A 26,292-nucleotide genomic window follows, 5' to 3' on the forward strand; every position below is an offset into this window, starting at 1 on the left:
TCCCCGATCGCGTGGTGCCAATCTCATGCGGCACTCGCAAATGCGAATGAATGCAACTTTGGGAGAAAATCGGAACCATGAATTACAGACTCGTAGCGATGGCCATGTGCGCCATGATGGGGATGGCATGTTCGGCGGCGGCCGATGACATCGACCCGGGAACGGATGTCGAGAATCGCATCGATGCGGAGAACGCCCCCGTCGACGGTGCGCCGTGGCCTGCGAATTTTTCACTCCCCGATGGGTTCCAGCCCGAAGGCATCGCCATCGGCAGGTTGCCGAGAGCCTACTTCGGCTCGCGGAAAGACGGCTCGATTTATCAGGTGAACTTGCGCACGGGCCGGGGTTCGATTCTGAGCGTCGGACCAGGAACGCCTTCGCAGGGATTGAAGATCGATGACCGGAATCGGCTCTTCGTCGCCGGCGGAATCGCAGGCAATGCGCGGGTCATCGACGCGACCACTGGAAAGGTACTGCAGAGCTATTCGTTCGACAGCTCCCCCACCTTCGTGAACGACGTCCTTCTCACGCGCGACGCGGCATGGTTCACCGACTCGTACTCGCCGACGCTGTACAAGCTACCCCTTGGACCAAATGGCGCTTTGCCTGCACAAGCCGTCCCCGTCCCATTGACCGGCGATCTCGTATTTGCGCAAGGATTCAATGCAAATGGCATCGTGACATCGCCCGATGGTCGCTCGCTGATCGTCGTGGCCACCAATGTCGGAAAACTCTATCGAGTCGATCCGAAGACCGGTGTGACGCGGCTCATCGATGTCGGCGGTGAATCGCTGACATTCGGCGACGGACTCCTTCGCGAGGGTCACACGCTGTACGTGGTACGCAATCGTCTGGTCCCCGCCGAGGTGGCCGTGGTGGAACTCGACGATTCTGCAAGCTCGGGCAAGGTCGTCGGTCATCTGACCGATTCGCGTTTCGACGTCCCAACCACGGTTGCCTCCTTCGGACCACGCTTGTACCTCCCTAACGGGCGCCTCACCACCGACCCGACACCGACGACTTCCTACAACGTGGTGGCGATCTCCAAGCCCTAGGAGGGCCGCGCAATGCCACGCCGCTTCGGCAAGCGGAACCAAAAGCGTGAACCGCCCTCGGGGCGCGGTTCGTAGCCGATGGTGCCGCCCCAGCGCTCGATGGTAATGCGACAGAAATACAACCCCAGGCCCGTGCCCGGCGTGCCATCGCCGGCGCGGGCGAATTTGCGAAACAAATGGGGCAGCAATGCCGCCGGAACGCCGGTGCCAGAGTCCTCGACGCCGACGAGAATGAAGCCCTCCACATCGTCGTCGACGGTGATGCGAACGACGGCGTCGGCGGGACTGTACTTCAGTGCGTTCTGCACCAGATTACCAATGACCCGAAACAGCCGCAGTTCGTCGCCCGCCACGAGGGTATCGCCGTGCGCAATATGAATACGCGGCAAGAGTTCCACCCTGCGGGCGCGCGCTTTGGGCGAGAGCACATTGGCAATTTGCAAAACGACGGCGCAAACGTCGGCGCGTGGGGCCTCGCCCGCGGCGGCTGCGGTATCGTGTTCGGCGGCGAACACCGCAAGGATCTCGCGAATGAGCTCGTCCTGGCGGCTCGCCGCGCGAAGGGCCACCTCGACCAATTTGGCATCCGGTTTTGGCAGCGGCTGCTTTTCGAGCAGGGCCAGTGCCCCGAGGATGCTGCTCAAAGGATTGCGCAGATCGTGCACGATGCAGTGGGCCAGCACTTCCTTCTGCTCCACCTCGCGCGAAAGCGCGTCGTGCGCAAAACGCAGCTCGCGGGCGCGTTGCAGCATGGTGCGCTCCTCGCGAAAGATTCGCTCGTTCTCCGCCACCACGAGCAGCGACAGCGCCTTCTCCGCCTCCGGAACCCGCAACGCCGTGGCGACCAGATGCAGCTCGGAGCCTCCGTCGACGATCTGCGTAAAGCCACCCGAGTCCAGCCTCGCGGACCCCTGCCCCGCCCACGTACCCTCGGCATCCGCGATGAAGAGCGCGAAAAACGGAAATACGTCGGATGCGAGAAACGGAACGTCGCGCACGATGGTCCCGGTTCCTAGCGAATCGCACCACGAGGGCAGCTCACCGCGCGGGACGAACCATGGCCCTTCGTGACGTTCGAGCACCAATATGTCGAGCGCCGTCAGAATCCCCGCGCCTTCGATCATCTTCGGCCCTCACTGTCCTGGACGAGCCCGTCCGCCGCGAGCATCGCGCGGGTCAACGAGGAAAAGGCGCTTTCGACGCCATCGCCGGTCTTGGCGCTCGTCTTCACCAGCGTCCACTTCTTTTCCTGAAGCTGCTTCTCCATGTCCTCGTCGATATCCCACGTGGCGGTGACATCCGCCTTGTTCAGAACGAGCACGAGAGGAATGTTGCCCACGACACGGACCGCCGCTTCTTGGAGGGACAGCGCCGTGGTCACCGTTTCGCGCCGTGTTCCGTCCGCGACCAATAGGTATCCCGCTGCGCCGCGCAGATAGGCAAGTTGCACACTTTGAAATTCGTCTTCGCCGCTCAAGTCCCACATGACGAGATCCACCTCGTGGTCGTCCACGCGCACGTGCGCCTTGTCGATGGTGACCCCCACGGTGGTGCGGTATGCATCCGAGAAGATGCTGTGCACGAAGCGTGCGACGAGACTCGTCTTGCCCACGCCGGTGGCGCCCAGCATGCAAATCTTCTTTTTCTTCGTCGCCATCAGCGAAGCTCGACTCGAAAATCGACGCGACGCGCGCACGACGCTCCGCGATACGTCCCGATGGAAACGGCGGGCGGGGCGCACGCCTCCGAATCGGGAACCATCGTCACCCCTGCCCCGACGGTGCGAATGTTCTCGGCGGGAACGCCCAACGCGACGAACTCACGCACCACGCGATCCGCGCGCTCCGAACTGAGCGACTGATTGAGCCCCTCCGCACCGCGCGCGTCCGTATGGCCCGTCACCACCAAATTCACGGTCTTTCCCGTCTCGCGGGACACGGCGAACAGCTTCGCGGCCGCGCGGGCCACATGCTCGAGGGCACTGCGTTGCTCGGGGCGAATCTCCGCCGAGCCCAAGGGAAAGAGCACCATCGACGAGGTCAGCGTCTCGCTCGCGCCCTCGAAGTCGCGTTCCGCATCGGTATTGCGCAGCGCGCTCGTGTCGAAGCGCGATACCGCGGGAAGGGCCAGCGCGAGAACGCGCGACGTATCGATCCAGGCCCGGGGCGCGCTTCCTCGCGCCACGAGCGTCTCGCCATCCACCGCCAACGTCACGCCGTCGGGCGGCTGGAGCACGCGAATCGCGCGGCGCTCCGTCAGCCGCGGGTCCAAGGAATAGAAGGCGCCGAAGTCGAACGATGCATCGCCCGACTTCATCCCCAGCGGCGCCACGAGCGACGCAGGCTCCGGCGCCAGCGGATCGCGCAGCCCCGCGAAGGCGTAATGCTTCCCATCGCGGCGCGCGTCCGTCAGCATCAGTCCCGGTTCCTGTCGCAACGTAGTCGCCACACTCTGAAACCGCGCCTCCTCGACGTGGTTCACATGCGTCTTCCACGCGATGCCCAGCCCTATCACGACCGCCACCAGGGCCAACGCCACGAGGGAGTACGCCCGCGAACGCCGCGGATTCGCCGCGGGACGCATTTCGCTCTGCAGGCACTGCTGCAGCAGCGACTCGGTCTGCTCGAAGAGCTCCACCTCACCGCGGAACGACGAGAGATCCGAGCGGAATTGCAGATGGATGCGCTCCTGCACCTCGCGCATCACATCTCCATAATGGTCGGGCGCCGTCCCGCGCACGACGGCGACGAGCACCGCCATCGGGCCGTGCTCCACCCAACCAACCAACTCGCCCACGTGAAAGCGCGCCAGGCGGGCGTCCTCGCGAAACGCGTCGTGCACGAATGCGTCGATCGCGCTCAACATCGCGGCCACTTGATCGGGATCCTGCGGCGGACTCCCGGGGGCGACCAAATGGTGCAACACCAGACCGCTCTCGCGGTGCACCAGGAAGACCTGCTCCACGCGGTAGAGCAAGCTTCGCAGCACCACGATTTCCGCGAACGGGCGACCGGTGCGGGCCGCCTCGACGCGCCATCTCAGCCCGCGCAGCGAAAGACCGTGCGCGAGCGTCTCGTTGAGTTGCTGCAGCAACGAACGCAACGCGTGCGTCACCGCTTTGCGGATCGCCGGCCCCATCACGGGAACCAGCGCGTCGATGAAAATCTGCGGCTCGGTCTTCACCGCATCGCGGATGGCCGCCATCACGGTGGGACGCAGCGCCCAGGCCAAGTCTTCACCCTGCTTTTGGCTCGCCACCGCCGCCTCGGGGAGGGCCTTCCCCAAGGCGTCGGGCGACATATGCCCCTCGAGCTTCTCGAGGCGTGCGCGATCGGGCCCCATGAGGATCCGCCGCAGATCCTCGAGGTCGTCGCGGTCGTTCGCGAAGCGCCGCAAACGCCGCGCGGGCACGACCTGGCTGTTTCGCTTTTGCTCCTGCACGCTCTTCAATGATCCGAAGTCTGCGCGCGCGCCTCGGAGCCAATGTACCGCGCGCCACTCACATCGGCCGCATCCGCGGACTCGTTCGGCTCCGTGAGGGCCGCGAGCTCGCGCTCCATGGCTGCCGCCATCTCGTCGCGCGTCTGCCGCGCTTCGTCGAGAAACGACTTCGCCTGGTCGAGGATCTGTTGCCGCAACTCACGCTGCGCGCGGGCCAGTGCCTCCTCCAGCCGAGTCACGCGCTGTTCGAGCGCCACCACGGTATCGCGTGCATCGCGATTCACAGAGGCGAGTGCCTGGGCATTCGCCGTGCGCTCCGCCTCGAAGCGCGCGGCAAGCGCCTCGGACTCTCGCTGCACGTGCGTCTCGAGAACACCGAGACGGCGTCTCATCTCCTTGCGCAGTTCCTCCGCCTCGCTGGCGAGGTGCGAGTCCACGCGCAAAAGCTTTCGTTCCAAGTCCCTAAAAGGAGCGCCGAAGAGTATTTCGCGGACTTGTTCGAGGCTTTGATTCACCTGCCCCTGAACCCGTCCGTTTCCGTCCCGATCGCTCGTTGTTCCATTTGCTACAGCCATATTGGTCCTGGGCCGAACGCAAGAACGGTGCGAACCTCGGCCGCAAGGTTGGGCCGCTGGGCTGCGGGCGTTTCTTCACGAATGGCGCAAAAAATCGCCTCAAGCGAGCGAGACCATTGCGTGGCGCAGCCGCACGCGTGAGGCACAACGCCCCGTGCGCTCTTGCCAAAGGCGACGAGCGACACATCGTCTTGCGCACATGAAAACCACACTTCGCGCCACCGCGCTGACCGGGACGCTCGCCATCTCCTTGATGGGAATGGGCTGCGCAACGGAGAAACCTGCCCAAACGCCTGAAACTTCGGCCAGTAAAGCGGAGGGGACGCCGGGTCCTGCCGCAGCGGAAAAGGGACTCCGCCTTTATGTCTTCGAGTGCGGCGACATCGAGGTGTCGGACGATGCCATCTTCCACGCGAACCTGAACACCCCCGGCGTCAAACGCCACCTGATTGGCTCGTGCTACCTCATCGTGCATCCCAAGGGCACGATGGCTTGGGACACGGGTTTGCCGGACGAGCTGGCGACCAAGCCGGAGGGCATCAAGGCGATGAAGGATCTTTTCACCCTTCGCGTGAAAAAGACGGTCGCCTCGCAGTACCAGGCCATTGGTGTGGCGCCCGACTCGGTGAAATTCCTGGGCATCTCGCACATGCACCAGGATCACCGCGGCAACGTCGGCCTCTTCCCGCACTCCACGTTGCTGGTGCAGAAAGAGGAGTACGAGTCCGTGCTCGGCCCGGACTCGCTCAAGTTTGGAAACGATCCGGCGGCCTACCCGACGCTCAAGGCCAATCCGGTGAAGAAGCTGGAGGGCGACTTCGACGTCTTCGGCGATGGCTCGGTGGTCATCAAGCGAGCGCTCGGGCACACCCCGGGGCACCAGGCGTTGTTCCTCAAGCTGCCCAAGACCGGAAACATTCTGCTCTCGGGCGACTTGGTGCACTTCACGGACAATTGGAAGGCGCGCGGCGTGCCGGCGTGGAACTTCGATAAGGAGCGCACCATCAAGACGATGCAGGAGACCGACCAGTTCCTGCAGGCGAACCACGCGACGCTCTGGATCCAGCACGATTACGAGCAGAGCGCGACATTGCGCCACGCGCCCGGCTTTTACGAATAACGCGGCGTCTCGATGGCGGCGCGGACCAGGCCATTTTTTTGGCCCGCGCCGCTCGGATCCCGAATGATTCGGGACCATGACGACCCTAGTACCTCGTGCTTCCTCAACGGATTTTTTCGACGATGAGGATGCTTTCGATGGAGCCTTCGACTTTGCCACCGCGCTGGAAAATCATTTGGTGGAGAGCGACTCGTCCCCCGACGTCGTGGTGCTCGCCGGCGACGATGCGACGTGGATCGATGCCCCAGTAGCCATGGTGGAAGAAGGGCGCGAGCCCGAGACCGTGGAGCTCGAGACGATCGAGCTCCTGATCGAGGTCGTCGATACCGCGAAGATGGCGGACGACGATCCGTTCAACGGGTGGCTCGAAGCGCTGGTTCGTGCCGCCGAAAGCGCGAGCATTTTCATTCATCTCGAGGCGCTTCGCGTGTTCATCAACGAGGGACGCGCGCCGTATGCGGCGTTTCCGACCAGCGCGGCAGCCGCCTTGGCCGATGGAAACATCGCGCGCCTCGACGGCGAGGAGCTCCTCGCCACCGCCGCGTTCCTGCGGGTCGCCGCCGAATGGCGCCGCGTGCTCGCCGGCGAGGGCGGCGATTTCTCCAAGTGCGGTGCGCGCACGTTCGACGAGTGGTCTGCCGATTTTCTGGCGCGCATGATCGGGGCACCGGCGAAGTTCGAGTGGCTCAAACGCGAGCTCCGACGCCATGGCGTCGCCGCGTTCGGCCTGGTCGAAAGCGCCGCGTGATGGTCGCTAGGTAGCGCTGCGTAAGAACATCGCGAGCGAATCGGGATCCCCGGCGACGGCGCGTGCGTCTTCACCGCGGATCTCGCCGTTGCGCACGAGGTCGGCCAGGTGGCGCTCGAGGGCGATCATGCCCTCGCGCCGGCCCGAGTGGAGAACGCTGGCCATTTGTGCCGTCTTGCCTTCGCGGATCAAGTTGGTGACCGCGTGCGTCGCGCGAAGGACTTCGGCGGCGAGGACGCGTCCGCTCCCTCCGCGTGCACGCGGGACGAGGCGCTGGGCGATGGCGCCCCGGAGCACGTCGGCGAGCTGCGTGCGCACTTGGAGCTGCCGTTCCGCGGGGTACGCGTCCACGATGCGCTGGACGGCCGACGCGACCCCGCCGCAGTGGAGCGTGGTCAGCACCAGGTGGCCGGTCTCCGCCGCGGTGAGCGCCAGGGAGATGGTCTCGGGATCGCGCATTTCCCCGAGGACGAGCACGTCGGGATCCTCGCGCAGGGCATCGCGCAGGCCGCTTGCGAAGTCGCGGACGTCGCGTCCGATTTGCCGCTGGCGAACGAGCGCGCGGGGGCCAGCGGCGAGCGTGTACTCGATGGGGTCCTCCAGCGTGAGCAATACGATGGACCGGCGCATGAGCGCGGCCTGCGCCAGGGCGGCCAAGGTCGTCGATTTGCCCGAGCCCGTTGCGCCGCAGACCAGGACGAGGCCGTGATTGCCGTCCACGAGATCGTCGATGGGCAGAGGAAAACCGAGCGAGGAGACCGCCGGCGCGCTGCGCGCGAGAAAGCGAAGCGCGGCCGCGGTGCCGTCCGAGGTGCGGTAGACGTTGACGCGCACGCGCCCACCCTCCGCCGTTTCGAGGGCAAAGTCGAGCGAGCGCCCCGAGGTCACGGCGCCGAGCGTGGTGGCATCGAGGCCGAGGCGCGTGCCGACGTCCTCGATGCCCTCGTCCTCCAGGCGATGCAGCTGGCCATCGACCCGAACGACGGGGACATCTGTGTCGACGAGGTGAAGATCGCTGGCACGCATGCCTAGCGCACGCGCAAGCAGCGGCTCGCAGGGCAGCGGCCCCGACGTCGCGCCCGCGGTGGGGGCCGCGGAGCGCACCACGGAAAGACGCGGCGGTGCCTCGGCGGGCGCTGCCATCTCGGGCGCTGCTATCGGTGCGATGTCGCGCTCGCGCACGGCGGGGATGTCGCGAGGCGGTGCCACGGCCGCGGCAGGCGCTGGGCGACTGCGATCGCGCAAGAACACGGCGTCGAACCCGCCGTCTTGCCGCCCGGTGAAGGTGACGCGGAAGCGCCCGAGCTCCCCCGCCTCGTACGAAACGTCGAGCCGGCGCGCACTCCGCAGCGCCTCGCTTCGCTCGTCCGAGAGAATCTCCCCGAGGAGCTCGCGCAGCTCCTGCTCGGAGGTGGACACCATGTGAAAGCGCTTCGCCGTCCCGTACGCGAGCATTTTGGGCTCGCGATCCGTGCCGACCCGCAGCTCATTCGCCCCTTGTTGAACCACCACCGCGAGAATGCTGTCGATGCGTGCCATCGGTTCGTTCTACGACAACCGACCCGCGGCCGCCCTTCCCGCGTAACGTCCGCCGCGTTTCCTTTGTCGGGAACGAGGCGGCTTCTACGAGGCGCGCGAGGTGTCAGGCAGCGTCATCCGCTGCCGACCCCGGATCGGAGACACGAGACGGATGGCCGAGCCATCCCAGCGCAGGCTTTCGCCGAACCAGGACGGCTCATGATTCAGCGTGTTCCATGAACATGACCCGTGGACGTCCAGACGAGAGTCCCGTCACCCCACATCGAGTGGTTCATGAAATCCTCGCTGCTGCTGATCGGATGCACGAACTGGATGGCCGAACCATCCCAGTGCGCGTTTTCGCCGAACCATACATCGTTCGGACCGTTGGCCCATATCGAGCCGATCGACGACCACCGCTTACCGGGAAGAAGCCCGACGGACCTCCACGTCGCTCCGTCGTAGTGATGAACCGAGCCGTCCGCACTGGTCGCCCAAACGTCATTCTTCGCAATGGACCGGATGAAGTTGACCTCTGGCCCTGGCTGGGCCGTCCACGCCCGGCCATCGTAATGAAAGAGCGGATTCGACTTGCCTAAGTGCACGGCCCAAATATCGTCCGCTGCGGAGCCGGATAGCAGGTCCGCGGTGGGTCTACGCTCGTCGGGTAGCGGCACCTTGGTGAACGTCGAGCCATCCCAATGCATGAAGTTTGGGCCCGCGAACCAGACATCGTTTGCGGCGCTGCCCCACACCCCGACGTAGTAGGAATGGGGGTCCTGTGGGAGATACGTCCACTTGCCCGACGCGTCCTTGTGAAGCAGGAATCCATCCTTCCTGTCGCCGGGCAGCTCTTCGTATCCCGTGATCCAGACGTCGCTGCCCGTCGCCCACACGCCCCGAAGGGTTCCGATCTTACGGCCAAAGTCCACGACGCTCCACTGGCACCCGTCCCAATGTTTGGCCAAACCGACGCCCACAGAGCCGTTACTCCCGACGCTGTACACGTCGGCAGGCCCTGTCCCCCACATGCTCGTGTTCATGATGCCAGGAAGTGGTGGGGGGCTCGTCGGCACGAACGACTCTGCTCCATCACGCTTCAGGAATCCTCCGCCCGGCCCCCCTATGAATCCCCAATCCGTGCCGCCAATGAACAGATCCGTGAAGCTATCATTGAGTCCGGGAACAGGACGAAGCGATGTGCCATCCGAGTGCACCAACGACTTTCCGGTGAAGCGATGCAGCCAGACGTCGGTCGGCGAGGCCCCCGCGATTTCGTAAAAGCGGTCGTAAGGGTCTTCGCTCTCGAGAAGCGTCGAACCGAGCCTACCCGCGCGGTTCTTGTTGGAGATCCACACGTCATTCGCATTGAAAGCGTGCACGAAATCCGCGTTGGTCTCGAAGGACCAGACTCCATTTGCGAATGAATAGAGCAAAGACTTCGTGCTGTATTCGATGCCCACCGTGATCCACGCACGGCCTCCGGCCACGGAGAGTGAAGTTGCGGTGGCGTCAGGGGTGGGGGCGACCGTAGAATCAGTGAACGTGCTGCCATCCCAATGCGTGGCCGTATTGCCATGTACAAACCAGATATCGTTCGGCCCTGTTCCGGCAACGAAACTGGCCGGCGTTTCGCGCATCGTTTCGGCAACCCCGTCACGTATGCGCACGATGCGACCGCCGGGAGAGTAATCCATGGTCCGATTGCCCACGGCCCAGACTTCGCCACGTGCGGCCTCGTAGACCCGAACAAACGGCACTGTCGCATCGGAGTGGACGGGCGAGAATCCTTTCCCGTCCCAATGGAGGATGGATTGGGCGGCCACGTATACGTCGTCCGGTGCGAGCCCGTGGATCGATGAGATCAGAGAACCCTGTGGCAGTGGGTCGACCCAACACCATCCACCTGGAGAGCAGACGGGCAACGCGGCGAGATCGACGCAACCCGACGCGTCTCGATCCGTCGGCGGGGCCCCGTCCTTCGGAGGACCTCCATCCTCTGGCAACCCCCCATCCTTCGGAGGAGGCTGCGAAGGCGACATGGCAGAGTCTCCGAGGCAGGCGATCACGGGTGCGACAACCGCGAAAAGCGAAGCAACGAACGGTAAGCGTTTCATGCTTCACCATTCATCCGAACGCTGCATCGAGATGCAAATGTCGCGGGCCGAATTGTTCGTGGCGTCGCGACAGTTCAGGCGAGCTCATACGGTCTGGTCCGAGGCTGAGCAGCCCGAGCGTCCCGCCCACGCCCGTCGAGCTTCAGCATGGGCATTGCCCCGCCCCAGGGAGGCTTGACGACCGACGCCGCAGGCATGTTCTGAATAGACCATTAGCGACGCTTATCGCCATTGGCGCAAACCGCGCCTTTCGACATCGCAAATATCGAAATATGGCGGCGCCGGCGAATTGACCGACGCGGGGCATCGGCCACAATCGCCAAGATGCGTATCTTCCACAAAATGACGATGGGCATGTTCACGGCCTTTTCCCTCACGGCCTGCGTCGAGGATGGCTCGGTCGCGGGGGGCGAGCCCAATGCCACGTTGGCCGGTGGCGAAATCGAGAGTGCGCGGACGAAGGTTTCGATGTCCAGCCGCGGCGACTACCTCGTGACGTTCCAGCAGCCGGGGTGGTCCTTCGGAGGTAGCCTCGGCGTCCGTCCGCTGCGAATTGACACCGGTATCAAAGGCTCGGATTCGCTGGGCAGCTACACGGAGCTCGGGTTCGTGTACGCGGATTTCGGGCTCAAAAGCGCGGCCATTCGTGCCTACGAGGATGTGCCGGTGGTGCTCTTCACCGTCGACTATCGGGAGGACTCGCCGAACAAGACGTCGTTTCCGAAGCTCACGAAATTCCCGAGTGTGCCGAATCACCTCACGTACAACGGGAAGTTCTCGCGGCACTCCTTTACCGAACTTGCCGCAGACAGCCCGTGGGTCTTCTTCGATGACGACGCGAATGCATTCGTGCTTTCCGCCGCCAACCATTTCATGAATGCATCGACGCAGCTCGCGGGGGGTGCCATGACCACCGGTGTGGATCCCGCGGTCACGAGCATCCCGTCGGGCTTTTCATTCCAAACGGTGCTCGTGGCGCAGCCGGGCATCAATGCCGCCTACGAAACATGGGGCCGGGCGCTCACGCGTTGGTCGGGAAAGAACCTGCCATCAAGCGATGCTGTCCCTTCGCTGGAGCGTTTTGGCTATTGGACCGACAATGGCGCCACGTACTATTACAATTATGATGCCGCCAAGGGCTACCAGGGCACGCTTCTCGATGTAAGGAACTACTTCGAACAGCAGGGCATTCCTTTGGCCTACATGCAGCTCGACAGCTGGTGGTACCCCAAGGGTCCCAACGTGGATTGGAGGGACAAATCGGGCGGCATCTACGAGTACGTGGCCGACAAGACGCTCTTCCCGAACGATTTAGGGCCGTTTCGAACGGAGCTCGGGCTGCCGTTCGTCACGCATTCGCGGTGGATCGATCCGGCGAGTCCGTATCGCCAGCGGTACACGATGTCCAACAACGTTTCGACGGATCCCGCCTTCTGGAAGGCGGTGGCCGAATACCTGTCGGCGAATGGGGTGGAGGTTTACGAGCAGGATTGGCTCAACATCAATGCGCTACCGCTGACGAACAACCTGCACGACCAGGACGCATTCATGGACAACATGGCGCACGCGATGGCCGCGAAGGGCATCACGATGCAATACTGTTTGCAGCTTCCGCGGCATGTTCTGCAGGGTACGAAGTACGACAATCTCGTCACGTCGCGGGTCAGCGGAGATCGATTCAGCCGCGAGAAATGGGCCGACGAGCTGTATGGCTCCCGCTTCGTGAGCGCGCTCGGCATCTGGCCGTGGACCGACGTGTTCATGAGCAGCGAAGAGAACAACCTGATCATGGCCACGTTGTCCGCGGGCATGCTCGGCGCGGGCGACGCCATCGGCAGCGTGAACAAGGCGAACATTTCACGGTCCATTCGCAGCGACGGCGTCATCGTCAAGCCGGACATGCCACTCGTTCCGCTGGATACGACCTTCGTAAACAGCGCGAGACGCTCGGACGCCCCCACTGTGGCTGCAACCTACACGGATTTCGGAGGTTCGCCGGCGATGCGGGCGTCGTACGTGTGGGCGTACACGCAGGTGGGAGGGAACCGCCCGCTCACCTTCGCGCCCGCCACCCTCGGCTACACGGGGAACGTGTTCGTCTACAACTGGTTCCGCGGAAAGGGCCACGTGCAGGACGCCGGCACCGCCTTCACCGAGGATCTCAGCTTCAGTGGCGACGGCCCTCGCAGCTACTACATCATCGTGCCCGTAGGACCGTCAGGCATCGCGCTGGTGGGCGACGCCGGGAAGTACGTGTCCCTCGGAAAGAAGCGCGTCACGCACGTCGCCGACGACGGCACTCTCGCGGTGGATCTCGCCTTCGCCGCGAGCGAAGGCCCGGTGACATTGCGAGGCTACGCGCCAACCGCCCCCACAGCGGTGGCCTCCGTCGGCGCCGTGGGCCCGCTGACGTGGGACGCCACGAGTAAACTGTTTACGGTAAGCGTCACACAGGCAAACGGTGCAGCGAGCGTGGCCTTTCGCTAGTGGCACGTCGAGGGACGGCCGGAGCCGGGCGGCGACTGTTCGCCGAGATCGCGGTCCTGACGGCGGACACGTACCACGACGGGCCGGAGGACCTCAATGGCTTGAAGGGCGAGCTCGAGAACCTGAAAACGAGCGGGGCGGTGGAGCGCTGCACCGGGTCAGGGCCCCGAATCCGAATCCGAGACCGAACCCGATGCCGACGCCGATGCCGACGCCGAATCCGATGCCGACTCGGCGTCGGCGTCCGACTCGACATCGGCATCGGAATCCGATTCGCCATCGGAATCCACCCCGAGCGCCACCCCACAAGCAAAAAGGCGCGAACCCGGTAGGGTCCGCGCCTTTTCGCGCTTAGCTGCAGATTACAGCTATTCCTCGTTCACCGCGGACAGCGGCTCCGCCACCGGGGGGCGCGGCGGCGCGACGGGCGGCGCACGATGCTCCGCATCGCCTTCAATGACGATGTGGAGCTGCTTGTACGCGGGGAGACCCGTACCAGCCGGGATCAAGCGGCCCATGATGACGTTCTCCTTGAGACCGCGCAGATGGTCGGTCTTGCCGGAGATGGCCGCTTCGGTGAGCACCTTGGTCGTCTCTTGGAAGGAGCTCGCGCTGATGAACGACTCCGTCGAGAGCGACGCCTTCGTGATGCCGAGGAGCAGCGGCTCGGCGATGCCAGGACGGCCGCCGCGCTCGATGACTCGCTCGTTCTCCTTCTCGAAGATGTGCTTCTCCACCTGCTCGTCGGTGAGGAAGTTCGTGTCGCCCACGTCCTTGATGCGCACGCGGCGCAGCATCTGGCGAACGATGACTTCGATGTGCTTGTCGTTGATGGCAACGCCCTGCAGGCGGTAAACCTGCTGGATCTCGTTGACCAGGTACGCCGCGAGCTCCTTCTCGCCTTTGACGCGAAGGATGTCGTGCGGGTTCGCCGGGCCGTCCATCAGAGGCTCGCCCGCGCGAACGCGGTCGCCCGGCTGAACCTGGATGTGCTTGCCCTTCGCGATGAGGTACTCGCGCGCTTGGTCCGTCTGCTGCACACCGTTCTGGTCGAACGGCGTGATGAGCACCTTGCGCTTGCCCTTGGTGTCCTTGCCGAAGGAAACCTCGCCGTCGACTTCCGCGATGATCGCGTGGTCCTTCGGCTTGCGTGCCTCGAAGAGCTCGGCCACGCGGGGGAGACCACCGGTGATGTCCTGCGTCTTCGTGGTCTCGCGCGGAATCTTCGAGAGAACCTCGCCGGCGTCGATGATGTCGCCGTCCTGGACGACGATGTTCGCGCCGACCGGGAGCAGGTAACGCGCTTCGAGCTGGCTGTTCGGCAGCTTGAGCGTCTCACCCGTCTTCGGGTCCTTGATGGTGACGCGCGGACGGAGATCCGCCGCACGCGACTCGATGATGACCTTGCGCGAGAGGCCAGTAACCTCGTCGAGCTTCTCCACCATCGTGACGCCTTCGACGATGTCGCCGAACTTCACCACGCCGGAGCGCTCGGTGAGGATCGGCATCGCGAACGCGTCCCACTCGGCGAGGAGCTGCCCCGCCTTGACCTTGTCGCCCTCGTTGACCTTGAGGACGGCGCCGTACACGAGGCGATGGTGCTCGCGCTCGCGGCCCGTGTCGTCGACGATGACGATTTCGCCGTGGCGGTTCATGACCGTCACCACGCCATCGTGCTTCTTCGCCAGGTTCGCGTTGCGGATGCGCGCGAAGCCTTCGCTGCGTGCCTCGACCGAGCTCTGCTCGATCTTGCCGCGGGCGGCCGCACCACCGATGTGGAACGTGCGCATCGTGAGCTGCGTACCGGGCTCGCCGATCGACTGCGACGCGATGATACCCACCGCCTCGCCGATGTTGACCTTGTAGCCGCGGGCGAGGTCACGCCCGTAGCACTTGGCGCACACGCCGCGCTTGCTCTGGCAGGTGAGCACCGAGCGGATGACCACTTCCTCGATGCCCGCTTCCTCGATGGAGACCACGGTGGGCTCGTCGAGCTCCGTGTTCTGCGGAACGAGGACCTCGCCGGTGAGCGGATCGACGATGTCTTCCAGGGCCACGCGACCAAGAATACGGTCGCCCAGCGGCTGAATGACTTCGCCCGCGTCCTCGAGCTTCGTCACCCGGATACCGTCCAAGGTGCCGCAGTCGAATTCCGCGATGATCGCGTCCTGCGCGACGTCGACGAGACGGCGCGTGAGGTAACCCGAGTTGGCCGTCTTGAGCGCCGTGTCCGCGAGACCCTTACGCGCACCGTGCGTCGAGACGAAGTACTGGAGCACGCTGAGACCTTCGCGGAAGTTCGCCGTGATCGGCGTCTCGATGATCTCGCCCGAGGGCTTGGCCATGAGACCGCGCATGGCGGCGAGCTGGCGAATCTGCTGGGTCGAACCGCGGGCACCCGAGTCGGCCATGATGTAAATCGGGTTGAAGCTCGGCTCGATGGATTCCTTGCCCGTCTCCGGGTCAATGACCTTCTCTTTGCCGATCTCCTGCATCATGACTTGGGTGACCTTGTCGGCCACGCCTGCCCAGATGTCGACGATCTTGTTGTAGCGCTCACCGTCGGTGATCAGACCTTCTTGGTACTGATCGATGACGCGCTGCACTTCGTCCTGCGCCTCGCCGAGGAGCACTTGCTTCGCGGCGGGGATGGTCATGTGATCCATGCAGATCGACACGCCGGCGCGGGTCGCGTGCTCGAAGCCGAGCGAACGGAGGCGGTCGGCCAGAAGAACCGTCGCCTTGTTGCGGTGCTTGCGGTAGCACGCGTCGATGAGGGCCGAGAGGGCCTTCTTGTCGAGCGTCTTGTTGACCAGGTCGAAGCTCAGACCCTCGGGGAGGATCTCCGAGATGAGGCAGCGGCCGACGGTGGTGTTCACCACGCGGCGCTGGTTGGTCTCCGGATCAATGACACGGACGCGGATGCCCGTGTGGATGGTGACCTCGTCGTTGTCGTACGCCATGCGCACTTCTTCCGGCGACGAGTACACGCCCCGCAGCCAGCCTTCGAAGTGCTCTTCCTTCTTGTCGAGATACAGGCCACCCTCACGGTAGCTGCCCTTGGCGAACTTCTTCTCACGGGTCGCGTAGTACAGCCCGAGCACGATGTCCTGCGTCGGGTTGATGATCGGCTTGCCGTTGGCGGGCGACAGAATGTTGTTCGTGCTCATCATGAGCACGCGCGCTTCCATCTGCGCTTCGACCGAGAGCGGCACGTGGACGGCCATCTGGTCGCCGTCGAAGTCGGCGTTGAACGCCGCGCACACCAGCGGGTGAAGCTGGATGGCCTTGCCCTCGATGAGGACCGGCTCGAAGGCCTGGATGCCGAGGCGGTGCAAGGTCGGAGCGCGGTTCAGGAGAACCGGGTGCTCGCTGATGACCTCTTCCAGGATGTCCCAAACCTCGGGACGCTCCTTCTCGACCATCTTCTTGGCGCTCTTGATGGTGTTGACGTACCCGCGCTCTTCCAGCTTGTTGTAGATGAACGGCTTGAAGAGCTCGAGGGCCATCTTGTTCGGCAGACCGCACTGGTGCAGCTTCAGTTGCGGACCGACGACGATGACCGAACGACCCGAGTAGTCGACGCGCTTGCCGAGCAGGTTCTGACGGAAGCGGCCCTGCTTGCCCTTGAGCATGTCGCTGAGGGACTTGAGGGGGCGCTTGTTCGGACCGGTGATGGTCTTGCCGCGACGGCCGTTGTCGAAGAGCGCGTCCACCGCTTCTTGCAGCATGCGCCGCTCGTTGCGGATGATGATCTCCGGGGCGTTGAGCTCTAGGAGGCGCTTCAGACGGTTGTTGCGGTTGATGACGCGGCGGTAAAGGTCGTTCAAGTCGCTGGTCGCGAACCGGCCGCCGTCGAGGGGAACGAGCGGACGCAGATCCGGCGGAAGAACCGGGATCACCGTCAGCATCATCCACTCCGGACGATTGCCGCTCTCGCGGAACGCCTCGCACACCTTCAAGCGCTTCACGATCTTCTTGCGCTTTGCCTCGCTCGTCGCCGCGCGCATCTCCTGGCGCAGCTCCTCGGAGAGCTTGTGCACGTCGACCTGCTTGAGCATCTCGAGTACGGCCTCGCCGCCCATACCGGCCGCGAACTTGTCGTCGCCGTACTCTTCGAGCAGCTGGAGGTATCGCTCCTCGCTCAGAAGGTCGCCGCGCGCCAGGCCGGTCTCCTTCGGATCGATGACGATGTACGCCTCGCAGTAGAGGACCTTCTCCAGGTCCTTCAAGGTGATGTCGAGCATGTTGCCGATGCGGCTCGGCAAGCTCTTCAAGAACCAGATGTGCGCAACCGGCGTGGCCAGGTTGATGTGACCGAGCCGCTCACGGCGCACCTTGCTCTGAATGACCTCGACACCGCACTTCTCGCAGACGATGCCACGGTGCTTCATGCGCTTGTACTTGCCGCAGTTGCACTCGTAGTCCTTCACCGGTCCAAAGATCTTGGCGCAGAACAGACCATCCCGTTCCGGCTTGAACGTGCGGTAATTGATCGTCTCCGGCTTCTTGACCTCGCCGTGCGACCACTCACGAATCTTCTCGGGCGACGCGAGCGAAATACGAATCGCGCTAAACGAAAGCGGATCCTTGGGCTTCTCGAAGAAGCTGAAAATGTCGCGCATTTGGTGGTTCCTATCTCTCTAAAAACCTAGACGAAAATCGAAAATCCATTGGGCCCGGCGACCTGCTCCCCCCGCCCGCAAGGGCCCCCTCCCCCGGAGGGGGAGGGCTGGGGTGGGGGGGGCCGTTCCGCTACTCCTCTGCCGCGTGGTCGCTCGTGCGCCCGAGTGCACCCGGCTCGACGAGTTCGACGTTGAGGCACAAAGCCTGGAGCTCCTTGATGAGAACGTTGAAGCTCTCGGGGAGACCCGGCTCGAGGGTGTGCTCGCCTTTGACGATCGCTTCGTACATGCGCGTGCGGCCCATGACGTCGTCGCTCTTGACCGTGAGGAACTCCTGGAGCGCGTAGGCGGTGCCGTACGCTTCCATGGCCCACACTTCCATCTCTCCGAGACGCTGCCCACCGAACTGCGCCTTGCCGCCCAGCGGCTGCTGGGTGACGAGCGAGTACGGTCCGATCGAACGCGCGTGGATCTTGTCGTCGACCAAGTGGTGGAGCTTGAGCATGTACATCACGCCCACGGTCACCTCCTGATCGAACGCCTCGCCCGTGCGGCCGTCGAAGAGCACCGCCTGGCCGCTCTCCGGCAGACCCGCGAGGGCCAACGCGTCCTTGATGCCGCGCTCCGGAGCGCCGTCGAACACGGGGCTCGCGTAGTGAACGCCGCCGCGGAGCTTCTGCGCGACCTTCTTCATCTCGTCGTCGGACAACTTGCTCAGCCACTTGTGCAGCTGGGAGTCGCCCTCGAAGATCCGAAGAATGTGCTCGCGAATGGCTTGTGGGCTGAACTTCGTCTCCAGCATGTACTGGAACTGCCAGCCGAGAACCCGCGCGCCCCACCCGAGGTGGGTCTCGAGGATCTGACCGACGTTCATACGCGAGGGAACGCCGAGCGGATTGAGCACGATGTCGACGGGGCGACCATCCTGCAGGTACGGCATGTCCTCTTCCGCCATGATGCGGGAGATGACGCCCTTGTTGCCGTGGCGACCGGCCATCTTGTCGCCGACCTGCAGCTTGCGCTTGATGGCGATGTAGACCTTCACCATCTTGATGACGCCCGGCGGGAGCTCGTCGCCCTTCGACAGACGGTCGATCTTGTCGCGGAAGTGCTCTTCGCGGACCTGGATGATCTCCTCCAGCTGGCGAAGCTTCTCCGCGAGCTCCTCGGCGCCTTCCACCGGCAGCTCGCCCCAGTACTTCTGGGGGATCTCCGACAGCGAAGCCTCGTCGAGCACGGCGCCCTTCTGGAGAAGGACCTTGCCCTTGTCGTCGACCAGCTTGCCGTTCGTCGTCTGACCGACGAGCTGGCGCTTGATCTGACGGAAGAACGAATCGCGCAGGATCTTGATCTCCTCGTCGCGCGAGCGCTCGAGGCGCTGACGCTCGTGGTCTTCGATGTCCTTCGCGCGCTCGTCCTTCTCCGTGCCTTTGCGGGAGAAGATGCGGGCGTTGATGACGATGCCGCCCACGCCCGGGGGGACGCGCAGCGAGCTGTCGCGAACGTCGCCGGCCTTCTCACCGAAGATGGCGCGGAGCAGTTTCTCTTCCGGAGAGAGCTGCGTCTCGCCCTTCGGCGTGATCTTGCCGACGAGGATGTCGCCCGGCTTCACCTCGGCGCCGATGCGCACGATGCCCGACTCGTCGAGGTCCTTGAGGGCTTCCTCGCCGACGTTCGGAATGTCGCGCGTGACTTCTTCCTTGCCGAGCTTCGTGTCGCGGGCCACGCATTCGAACTCCTCGATGTGGATCGAGGTGAACACGTCGTCCTTGGCGATACGCTCCGACACGAGGATCGAGTCTTCGAAGTTGTAGCCCTGCCACGGCATGAACGCGACGAGCACGTTCTGGCCGAGCGCGAGCTCGCCCATGTCACAGGACGGGCCGTCGGCGAGAACGTCGCCCACCTTCACGCGCTCACCGGCTCGGACGATCGGCTTCTGGTTGAAGCAGGTCGACTGGTTCGAGCGCTGGAACTTGTTGAGGTGGTAGATGTCCGGGATTTCCGCCTTGTCACCTTCGGCGCGGACGACGATGCGCTGTGCGTCGACGCTCTCGATGATGCCTTCGCGCTTGGCGACCACGCAGACGCCCGAGTCACGGGCCAGCTTGCCCTCCATGCCCGTGCCGACGTACGGCGCGTGCGAGCGGATGAGCGGCACGGCCTGACGCTGCATGTTGGCGCCCATGAGCGCGCGGTTTGCGTCGTCGTGCTCGAGGAACGGCACCAGCGCCGCGGCGACCGACACCATCTGGTTCGGCGCCACGTCGATGAGCTGCACCATGTCCGGCGTGGCCAAGTGGAAGTCACCGTTGATACGCGCCGAGACGAGCGACTCGCGGAAGCGCCCCTTCTCGTCGACGTCGGCCGAGGCCTGGGCGATGTACTTGCCCTCTTCCTCGAGCGCCGAGTACCAGCCCAACTCGTCCGTCACGCGGCCGTCGGCCACCTTACGGTACGGAGTCTCGACGAAGCCGAAGTCGTTCACGCGGGCGAACGTCGACAGCGACGCGATGAGGCCGATGTTCGGACCTTCCGGCGTTTCAATCGGGCAAATACGGCCGTAGTGGGTGATGTGAACGTCGCGGACCTCGAAGCCTGCGCGCTCGCGGGTCAGACCACCCGGGCCGAGTGCGGAGAGACGACGCTTGTGCGTGACCTCGCTCAGCGGGTTCGTCTGGTCCATGAACTGCGAGAGCTGCGAGGAGCCGAAGTACTCCTTCACCACGGCGCTGACCGGCTTGGCGTTGATCAGGTCGTGCGGCATGAGCGTGTCGATCTCTTGCGACATCGACATGCGCTCTTTGATGGCGCGCTCCATGCGGACCAGGCCGATGCGGTACTGGTTCTCCATGAGCTCACCGACCGCGCGCACGCGGCGGTTGCCGAGGTGGTCGATGTCGTCGACCGAGCCGCGGCCGTTCTTCAGCTCGATGAGGTGGCGAACCGTCTCGAGGATGTCCTGGGCCGTGAGCACCTGGGTATCGAGCGCGGGGCGCTGATCCTCGGGCAGGTCGCGGTAGAACTTGTAGTTCAACTTGAGGCGGCCGACCTTGGAGAGGTCGTAGCGCTCCGGGTTGAAGAACAGGTTGTTGAAGAGCGTCTTCGCCGTCTCGAGCGTGGGCGGATCACCCGGGCGCAGGCGGCGGTAGATCTCCATGATCGCGTCTTCCGTCGTCTTCACCTTCTCGGCGAGCAACGTGTCGCGGAGGTAGGAGCCGACGTTCAGACCATCGATGAAGAGCACGCGGAACTGCTCGACACCGGCCTCGCGGAGCTTCTCGATCTTGCCCTCGGTGACTTCTTCGTTCACCTCGATGAGGACTTCGCCGGTCTCCTTGTCGACGATGTCGTGCGCGGCCACCTTGCCGACGATCTCTTCGACGTCGACCTGGAGGCGGTCCACCTTGGCGTCGCGCAGCTTGCGGATGGCGGCCTTGGTGTACTTGGTGTTCTTCTTGACGATGACGTCGTTGCCGACCTTGATGTCGCGCGTGGCGCGCTGACCACTCAAGAGCTCGTATTCGACGCTCTTGGCGATCTTGCCACCCTTGTCCAGGTACACCGTCTCGGTGTTGTAGAAGTAGTTGAGCAGGTCCTGCGTCGAGTAGCCGAGGGCGCGCAGAAGCACCGTCGCGTGCATCTTCCGGCGGCGGTCGATGCGGACGTAGATGATGTCCTTCGGGTCGAACTCGAAGTCGAGCCACGAACCGCGGTACGGAATGACGCGCGCGGAATAGAGGAGCTTGCCGCTCGAGTGCGTCTTGCCCTTGTCGTGGTCGAAGAAGACGCCGGGGCTACGGTGGAGCTGGCTAACGACGACGCGCTCGGACCCGTTGATGATGAACGTACCGGTGTCCGTCATCAGCGGAATCTCGCCGAAGTAAACCTCCTGCTCCTTGATGTCACGCACGATGCGGTCGCCACCGTCGCGCGTGTCGTAAATCATGAGCTGGGTGGTCACCTTGATCGGCGCCGCGTAGGTCATGCCGCGCTGTCGGCACTCCTCGACGTCGTACTTCGGCTTCTCCAGGTTGTAGCTAACGAAGACGAGCTCGCTCGTCCCGTTGAAGTCTTTAATGGGGAAAACAGAGCGGAAGACCGCTTGGAGGCCCACCTCGACCCGGTCCGGCTGCGGCACCGTCGCCTGCAGGAACTTGTCGTAAGACGACTTCTGGATGTCGATGAGGTTGGGCACCTCGATGAAGCGCGGGACGCGCCCGAGGTCTTTACGGATGCGGAAGTTGGATTGGATAGCGTTCGCCATCGCTGCTCCTTGCCGGGTGACTACCTGGAGGCCACTAAGATAAGCGTCGTCTAAAAGCCGAAACGCCGAGAGGGACGAATGCGACGAGATCTCTCCCGTCGCACCGTCCCGTTGTCGGCACTACAGATAAAAAGCGTGTGAAATCAATTACTTGAGCTCGACCTTGGCGCCAGCCTCTTCGAGCTTCTTCTTGAAGTCCTCGGCCTCGGCCTTGGACACGCCTTCCTTTAGGGGCTTGGGCGCTGCCTCGACCAGGTCCTTGGCTTCCTTGAGGCCGAGACCGGTGATCTCGCGCACGACCTTGATCACGTTGATCTTGCTCGCGCCCGCTTCCTTCAGCTCGACGGTGAACTCCGTCTTCTCCTCAGCCGGAGCGGCCGCGGCCGCAGCCGGACCCGCGACACCGGCAACGACTGCCGGAGCTGCCTTGACGCCCCACTTCTCTTCGAGGGTCTTGATCAGCTCTGCAATCTGGATGACGGGCAGGTTCGAGAGGTATTCGACGACCTGCTCTTTGTTGAGATCTGCCATTTTTCAATTCTCCGTATTCGATATTAAAACTTTGAAATTTTTAGAAACTTTGAGGAGCTCGAGCCCAATCACTCGCCGTTTGCCTGGCGCTCTTTGGCCGAAAGCAAGTAGACGAAGTTCTGTGCAGGAGCATTGAGCAGGGCAACGAACTGCTGGAGCGGCGCTTGGAACGTCGCGAGCAGCTTGGCGCGTAGCTCGTCTTTGCCAGGCATCGTCGCGAGTTCGTTCTCGACCGCCGCGGCGTCGATCACGGAACCCTCGATGAGGCCCGCCTTGATCTGGAGTTTTTCCCCGAGGGGGCCGTCCTTGCGGAAAGCCTTCACCACCTTGGCGGCGGCACCGGGTTCTTCGTAGCTCCACGCAATACCGGTCATCCCGACGAGGACGGGCTTGAGCTTGTCGCTGTAGGCTTCACCCTTCAGCGCTTGCTTGACCAGCGTGTTCTTGACGACTTTGTATTCGACGCCCGCTTTGCGGAACTGCGCGCGGAGCCTCGTTACGTTTTCGACCGTCATCCCCTTGTAGTCGAGGAAAACGGCGGCCGTCATCTTGTCGAAACGAGCGCGGACTTCTGCGATTTCCGCGTTCTTTTCGGCAATCTGGCTCTTCACGGTCGCACCAGCTTCCGTAGCCATGATCACGCCTCCTCCGTCCGGCCGATGTACTGAGCCGGGTCGATCTTGATTCCGGGGCCCATGGTCGAAGAGACCGAGATGCTCCGAAGGTACGTCCCCTTGGCGGTCGACGGCTTCTGCCGCACGAGCGCATTGATGAGGGCGGCCGCGTTCTCGGCCAGGGCGAGTTCCTCGAAGGAAACCTTGCCGATGCGGGCGTGGACGATGCCAGCCTTCTCGACGCGGTATTCGATCTTGCCGCCTTTGGCTTCGCGAACGGCGTTGCCCACATCGAAGGTGACGGTGCCGACCTTGGGGTTCGGCATGAGTCCCCGGGGGCCGAGGATACGACCGAGCTTACCGACGGCGCCCATCATGTCGGGCGTCGCGATCACGCGATCGAAGTCCATGAACCCTTCGGAAACCTTCGCCACCATGTCGTCGCTACCGACGAAATCGGCGCCGGCCTCTTTGGCCTCGCGCTCTTTCTCGCCCTTCGCGAAGACGAGCACTCGGACAGCCTGTCCGGTGCCGTGGGGAAGAACGATCGCTCCGCGCACCATCTGGTCGGCGTGCTTTGGATTCACGCCAAGCCTGACGGCGAGATCGACCGTCTCGTCGAACTTGGCGTACTTGGCCTGCTTGACCAACGCACACGCCTCATTCGTCGTGTATTTGCGCGACCGGTCGACTACCGACTCGGCCTTTGCGCGGTTCTTGGGTACCTTGGGCATTTTCCTCCTTTGCGGTCCTTCTGACCTCCCACCGTTGGCCGCGAGCATCGCGGCGCGGTGGTTGATTCAAGTCTTTGTCAAACCTGCCCCGTGCCCGTGCCCTTGCCCGTTTCCCCGAAGAATCGGGCATGGGCACGGGCACGTTTACGGGTTCAAACCACGTCGATCCCCATCGAGCGCGCGGTGCCCATGATGGTGAGCTCGGCCGCTTCGAGGCTCGTGCAGTTCATGTCGCCGATCTTCTGCTGGGCGAGCTCTTTGACCTGCGCGCGGGTCACCTTGCCGACCTTGTTCTTGTTCGGCTCCTTGGAACCGCTGCCCGGCTTCTTGCCCGTGGCCAAACCGGCGGCCTTCTTGAGGAGGACGCTGGCGGGCGGGGTGCGCAGGATGAACGAGAACGAACGGTCGGAGTAGACCGTGATCACCACGGGGATGATCATGTCGCCGCCGGCCGTCTTGGCGTTGAACTCCTTGCAGAACTGCATGATGTTCACGCCGTGCGAGCCGAGCGCCGGGCCCACCGGGGGGGCCGGGTTGGCCTTGCCCGCGGGGAGCTGCAATTTGATTTGTCCAGTGACCTTCTTCGCCATGGGATGACTCTTCGTTTGCTCCTACGGGTGTTCTCGGGTTTCGGGTCCCTTTATTTGGGGACCTGAAGCGAAAGTCCGTAGTGCGCATGGGAGCCGCGGGGAAACGGCCCCAGTTGGTGGAAAACTAGGGAAACGGAAACCTAGGGGAGACTTAGACGCGCTTTTCGACTTGGCTGAAATCGAGTTCAACCGGGGTGGCGCGACCAAAAATGGAAACCTTGACCTTCAGCTTCTGCTTGTCGGGTTTGACCTCTTCGACGGTGCCGCTGAAGTTGGCAAATGCTCCGTCGATGACGCGGATCTCGTCGCCCGCCTCGAAGGAGACGCGCGGCTTGGGTTTGACGGCGCCTTCCACGATGATCTTGCGAAGATCGTCGATTTGCGGAGGCTTGACCTCCTGCGGGCGCTGGTTGCCGATGAAGCCGGTGACCTTCGGGGTGTCCTTGACGAGGTGCCAAGCGTCCTCGCTCATCTCCATCTCGACGAAGATGTAGCCCGGGAAGCTGTTCTTCTGACGAACGCGGGCTTTGCCGCCGGCGCGCTGCTCTTGCACGGTCTCGGTCGGGATCAGGATCTCACCGAACTGAGCGTCCTTTCCGTGTTCCTTGATGCGCTGAAGCAGGGCCTCGCGGACCTTGTTCTCGTAGCCGGAGTAGGTCTGAATGACGTACCACTTCTTGGACATGGCTGATGCCTTCACGTGACTTGAGGCCTCTTCAGGCGCCCCTTTGGCGACGGTTTGGACGGCGCTGTCAGGCGACCGGCCTCTTGCTTGGTGTGACACCATCGCGTTACGTTCCGTAGACGAGGTTGGTGACGAAACCCCAGAACCGATCCATCAGCGCGAAAAAGATGGTGGCAAGAGCGGTGGTCACCAGAACGACCGCTGTCGAGTTCGTTACCTCCTGCTTGCTCGGCCAAGTGACTTTCGAAAGCTCATCCGCGACTTCTTCGGCAAGCTCCCGCGCGCGCGTCCTCTTCCAATAGTAGATGGCGGTTGCCAATCCGACGGCGCCGGCGACCGGCATCACCACCTCGTCGTGGGGCTCGCCGATCTGCGGCTTGTACTGCGAGAGCCGGAACCAAGCGGCGCCAAGCACCTTCGAGACGATGAAGGCAATGAGGATCGCGCCCCCAAAATAGGCCGCAAAGACGAACCGAGCCGTCCCAAATTGGGCCGGGGCAACGGCTTCGTCTCCCTCGTCTTCGTCGTCCTCTTCTTCTTCGGATGTGGCCAACGCGTCGGTCTTGCCGTTGGCGAGCTCATCCGTTTTACGCACACCAATGCCGGTCGGGCGGGCCGCACCTGACGGCGAGGACTCAGCGCCTTCCACGTTCTCGGACTGGGAGGTTTCTTCGGATTCCGAGCTTTCTTGCCCTTCCTCCGGCGAATCGCCGTCCTTTTCCTTGTACTTTTGCGTGATCGACATGGTGGTTTCAAAGAGCCACCTCCCCTTTTGGTTGGGGGGAGGTTCGGGAGGCAGAGCGATGCGCCCTGCGGGGACCGTGCCATAGCACGGGTGGCGGAAGACGCCAGCTTTCTCAGCAACGCACGTGCTCAAACAGCATGGCGTGCGGTATGGGCAGGGGCTGGGGGACTCGAACCCACGACCTGCGGATTTGGAATCCGCTGCTCTACCAACTGAGCTAAACCCCTAAACGGTCGCGTTTGTTTCGGCTCTTCTCTGCTTCTGCCTGCTTCTGCCTCGGAAGCCCTACTTGGTTTCCTTGTGAACCGTGTGGCGCTTGCAGGAGGGGCAGAACTTTTTCAGCTCGAGCTGCCCCTTCTGCGTCACCTTTCGGTTCGTCTTGTAATTTCGGGACGAACACTCGGTGCAAACGAGCGTCATCGTGACGCGTGCACCCATCC

19 protein-coding genes and 1 tRNA gene are annotated in these 26,292 nt (G+C 63.5%); 4 read left to right on the forward strand and 16 right to left on the reverse strand.

The window, feature by feature from the left end; genetic code table 11:
- Window positions 1-77 precede the first annotated feature (77 nt).
- The gene (locus LVJ94_38580) at window positions 78-1,055 is read left to right on the forward strand and encodes a hypothetical protein (GenBank protein WXB02807.1); all 978 of its coding nucleotides are present in this window, start codon (window positions 78-80) and stop codon (window positions 1,053-1,055) included.
- Here the strand turns inward: LVJ94_38580 and LVJ94_38585 are convergent.
- Genes LVJ94_38585 through LVJ94_38600 form a run of 4 tightly spaced genes read right to left on the reverse strand, consistent with a single transcriptional unit; the run spans window position 1,052 to window position 4,933 of the window.
- Window positions 1,052-2,179 carry a HAMP domain-containing histidine kinase gene (locus LVJ94_38585; protein ID WXB02808.1) on the reverse strand — a complete coding sequence of 376 codons (1,128 nt, stop codon included), beginning with the start codon at window positions 2,177-2,179 and terminating at the stop codon, window positions 1,052-1,054. The genes LVJ94_38580 and LVJ94_38585 overlap by 4 nt on opposite strands.
- Entirely contained in the window at window positions 2,176-2,712 is a 537-nt protein-coding gene (locus tag LVJ94_38590; protein WXB02809.1) for a GTP-binding protein, read from the reverse strand. The genes LVJ94_38585 and LVJ94_38590 overlap by 4 nt, the downstream gene beginning before the upstream one ends.
- Window positions 2,712-4,496 carry an OmpA family protein gene (locus LVJ94_38595; GenBank protein WXB10785.1) on the reverse strand — a complete coding sequence of 595 codons (1,785 nt, stop codon included), beginning with the start codon at window positions 4,494-4,496 and terminating at the stop codon, window positions 2,712-2,714. The genes LVJ94_38590 and LVJ94_38595 overlap by 1 nt, the downstream gene beginning before the upstream one ends.
- Before the next feature lie 5 nt (window positions 4,497-4,501).
- Window positions 4,502-4,933, reverse strand: coding sequence for a hypothetical protein (locus LVJ94_38600; protein ID WXB02810.1), 432 nt, complete (start codon window positions 4,931-4,933; stop codon window positions 4,502-4,504).
- A 337-nt stretch (window positions 4,934-5,270) separates the two neighbouring features.
- Between LVJ94_38600 and LVJ94_38605 the strand changes: the two genes are divergently transcribed.
- Window positions 5,271-6,191, forward strand: a complete 921-nt coding sequence (locus LVJ94_38605; GenBank protein WXB02811.1) for an N-acyl homoserine lactonase family protein — start codon at window positions 5,271-5,273, stop codon at window positions 6,189-6,191.
- A 76-nt stretch (window positions 6,192-6,267) separates the two neighbouring features.
- Window positions 6,268-6,939 (forward strand): hypothetical protein, encoded by a 672-nt coding sequence (locus LVJ94_38610; GenBank protein ID WXB02812.1) that lies wholly within the window; start codon window positions 6,268-6,270, stop codon window positions 6,937-6,939.
- Window positions 6,940-6,945: 6 nt separating this feature from the next.
- Here the strand turns inward: LVJ94_38610 and LVJ94_38615 are convergent, their stop codons facing one another.
- Window positions 6,946-8,478, reverse strand: coding sequence for a PilT/PilU family type 4a pilus ATPase (locus LVJ94_38615; protein WXB02813.1), 1,533 nt, complete (start codon window positions 8,476-8,478; stop codon window positions 6,946-6,948).
- A gap of 203 nt (window positions 8,479-8,681) precedes the next feature.
- On the reverse strand, window positions 8,682-9,947 hold the full coding sequence (locus tag LVJ94_38620; GenBank protein ID WXB02814.1) for a hypothetical protein: 1,266 nt from the start codon (window positions 9,945-9,947) through the stop codon (window positions 8,682-8,684).
- A 975-nt stretch (window positions 9,948-10,922) separates the two neighbouring features.
- Between LVJ94_38620 and LVJ94_38625 the strand changes: the two genes are divergently transcribed.
- Window positions 10,923-13,061 (forward strand): hypothetical protein, encoded by a 2,139-nt coding sequence (locus LVJ94_38625; protein WXB02815.1) that lies wholly within the window; start codon window positions 10,923-10,925, stop codon window positions 13,059-13,061.
- A gap of 368 nt (window positions 13,062-13,429) precedes the next feature.
- Here the strand turns inward: LVJ94_38625 and rpoC are convergent, their stop codons facing one another.
- From rpoC to rpmG, 10 genes are all read right to left on the reverse strand, one after another.
- Complete coding sequence (gene rpoC / locus LVJ94_38630; GenBank protein WXB02816.1) at window positions 13,430-17,686, reverse strand: DNA-directed RNA polymerase subunit beta'; 4,257 nt, start codon at window positions 17,684-17,686, stop codon at window positions 13,430-13,432.
- Window positions 17,687-17,816: 130 nt separating this feature from the next.
- Window positions 17,817-21,953: a DNA-directed RNA polymerase subunit beta gene (gene rpoB / locus LVJ94_38635; GenBank protein WXB02817.1), complete on the reverse strand. Its 4,137-nt coding sequence runs from the start codon at window positions 21,951-21,953 to the stop codon at window positions 17,817-17,819.
- Window positions 21,954-22,100: 147 nt separating this feature from the next.
- Window positions 22,101-22,484 (reverse strand): 50S ribosomal protein L7/L12, encoded by a 384-nt coding sequence (rplL, locus tag LVJ94_38640; GenBank protein ID WXB02818.1) that lies wholly within the window; start codon window positions 22,482-22,484, stop codon window positions 22,101-22,103.
- Window positions 22,485-22,552: 68 nt separating this feature from the next.
- Complete coding sequence (gene rplJ / locus LVJ94_38645; protein ID WXB02819.1) at window positions 22,553-23,119, reverse strand: 50S ribosomal protein L10; 567 nt, start codon at window positions 23,117-23,119, stop codon at window positions 22,553-22,555.
- A gap of 2 nt (window positions 23,120-23,121) precedes the next feature.
- Complete coding sequence (gene rplA / locus LVJ94_38650; protein WXB02820.1) at window positions 23,122-23,832, reverse strand: 50S ribosomal protein L1; 711 nt, start codon at window positions 23,830-23,832, stop codon at window positions 23,122-23,124.
- A 152-nt stretch (window positions 23,833-23,984) separates the two neighbouring features.
- Window positions 23,985-24,422, reverse strand: coding sequence for a 50S ribosomal protein L11 (gene rplK / locus LVJ94_38655; GenBank protein ID WXB02821.1), 438 nt, complete (start codon window positions 24,420-24,422; stop codon window positions 23,985-23,987).
- 151 nt (window positions 24,423-24,573) lie between these two features.
- Window positions 24,574-25,107 carry a transcription termination/antitermination protein NusG gene (nusG, locus tag LVJ94_38660; GenBank protein ID WXB02822.1) on the reverse strand — a complete coding sequence of 178 codons (534 nt, stop codon included), beginning with the start codon at window positions 25,105-25,107 and terminating at the stop codon, window positions 24,574-24,576.
- A gap of 106 nt (window positions 25,108-25,213) precedes the next feature.
- Window positions 25,214-25,852 carry a preprotein translocase subunit SecE gene (gene secE, locus LVJ94_38665; GenBank protein WXB02823.1) on the reverse strand — a complete coding sequence of 213 codons (639 nt, stop codon included), beginning with the start codon at window positions 25,850-25,852 and terminating at the stop codon, window positions 25,214-25,216.
- A gap of 154 nt (window positions 25,853-26,006) precedes the next feature.
- Window positions 26,007-26,079, reverse strand: a tRNA-Trp gene (locus LVJ94_38670).
- Window positions 26,080-26,137: 58 nt separating this feature from the next.
- On the reverse strand, window positions 26,138-26,290 hold the full coding sequence (gene rpmG, locus LVJ94_38675) for a 50S ribosomal protein L33 (protein WXB02824.1): 153 nt from the start codon (window positions 26,288-26,290) through the stop codon (window positions 26,138-26,140).
- Between the last annotated feature and the right edge of the window lie 2 nt (window positions 26,291-26,292).

Source organism: Sorangiineae bacterium MSr11367, from assembly GCA_037157805.1.
Taxonomy (GTDB): Bacteria; Myxococcota_A; Polyangia; order Polyangiales; family Polyangiaceae; genus Pendulispora; species Pendulispora rubella.

Bases quoted from the DNA above. Each gene is read 5' to 3' on its own strand.
- LVJ94_38590 (WXB02809.1), bottom strand. From the start codon at position 2,712: ATGGCGACGAAGAAAAAGAAGATTTGCATGCTGGGCGCCACCGGCGTG.
- rpoB (WXB02817.1), bottom strand. From the start codon at position 21,953: ATGGCGAACGCTATCCAATCCAACTTCCGCATCCGTAAAGACCTCGGG.
- nusG (WXB02822.1), bottom strand. From the start codon at position 25,107: ATGTCCAAGAAGTGGTACGTCATTCAGACCTACTCCGGCTACGAGAAC.
- rplJ (WXB02819.1), bottom strand. From the start codon at position 23,119: ATGGCTACGGAAGCTGGTGCGACCGTGAAGAGCCAGATTGCCGAAAAG.
- LVJ94_38585 (WXB02808.1), bottom strand. From the start codon at position 2,179: ATGATCGAAGGCGCGGGGATTCTGACGGCGCTCGACATATTGGTGCTC.
- rpmG (WXB02824.1), bottom strand. From the start codon at position 26,290: ATGGGTGCACGCGTCACGATGACGCTCGTTTGCACCGAGTGTTCGTCC.
- LVJ94_38610 (WXB02812.1), top strand. From the start codon at position 6,268: ATGACGACCCTAGTACCTCGTGCTTCCTCAACGGATTTTTTCGACGAT.
- rpoC (WXB02816.1), bottom strand. From the start codon at position 17,686: ATGCGCGACATTTTCAGCTTCTTCGAGAAGCCCAAGGATCCGCTTTCG.
- LVJ94_38625 (WXB02815.1), top strand. From the start codon at position 10,923: ATGGGCATGTTCACGGCCTTTTCCCTCACGGCCTGCGTCGAGGATGGC.
- LVJ94_38615 (WXB02813.1), bottom strand. From the start codon at position 8,478: ATGGCACGCATCGACAGCATTCTCGCGGTGGTGGTTCAACAAGGGGCG.
- rplA (WXB02820.1), bottom strand. From the start codon at position 23,832: ATGCCCAAGGTACCCAAGAACCGCGCAAAGGCCGAGTCGGTAGTCGAC.
- rplK (WXB02821.1), bottom strand. From the start codon at position 24,422: ATGGCGAAGAAGGTCACTGGACAAATCAAATTGCAGCTCCCCGCGGGC.
- LVJ94_38605 (WXB02811.1), top strand. From the start codon at position 5,271: ATGAAAACCACACTTCGCGCCACCGCGCTGACCGGGACGCTCGCCATC.
- rplL (WXB02818.1), bottom strand. From the start codon at position 22,484: ATGGCAGATCTCAACAAAGAGCAGGTCGTCGAATACCTCTCGAACCTG.
- LVJ94_38580 (WXB02807.1), top strand. From the start codon at position 78: ATGAATTACAGACTCGTAGCGATGGCCATGTGCGCCATGATGGGGATG.
- secE (WXB02823.1), bottom strand. From the start codon at position 25,852: ATGTCGATCACGCAAAAGTACAAGGAAAAGGACGGCGATTCGCCGGAG.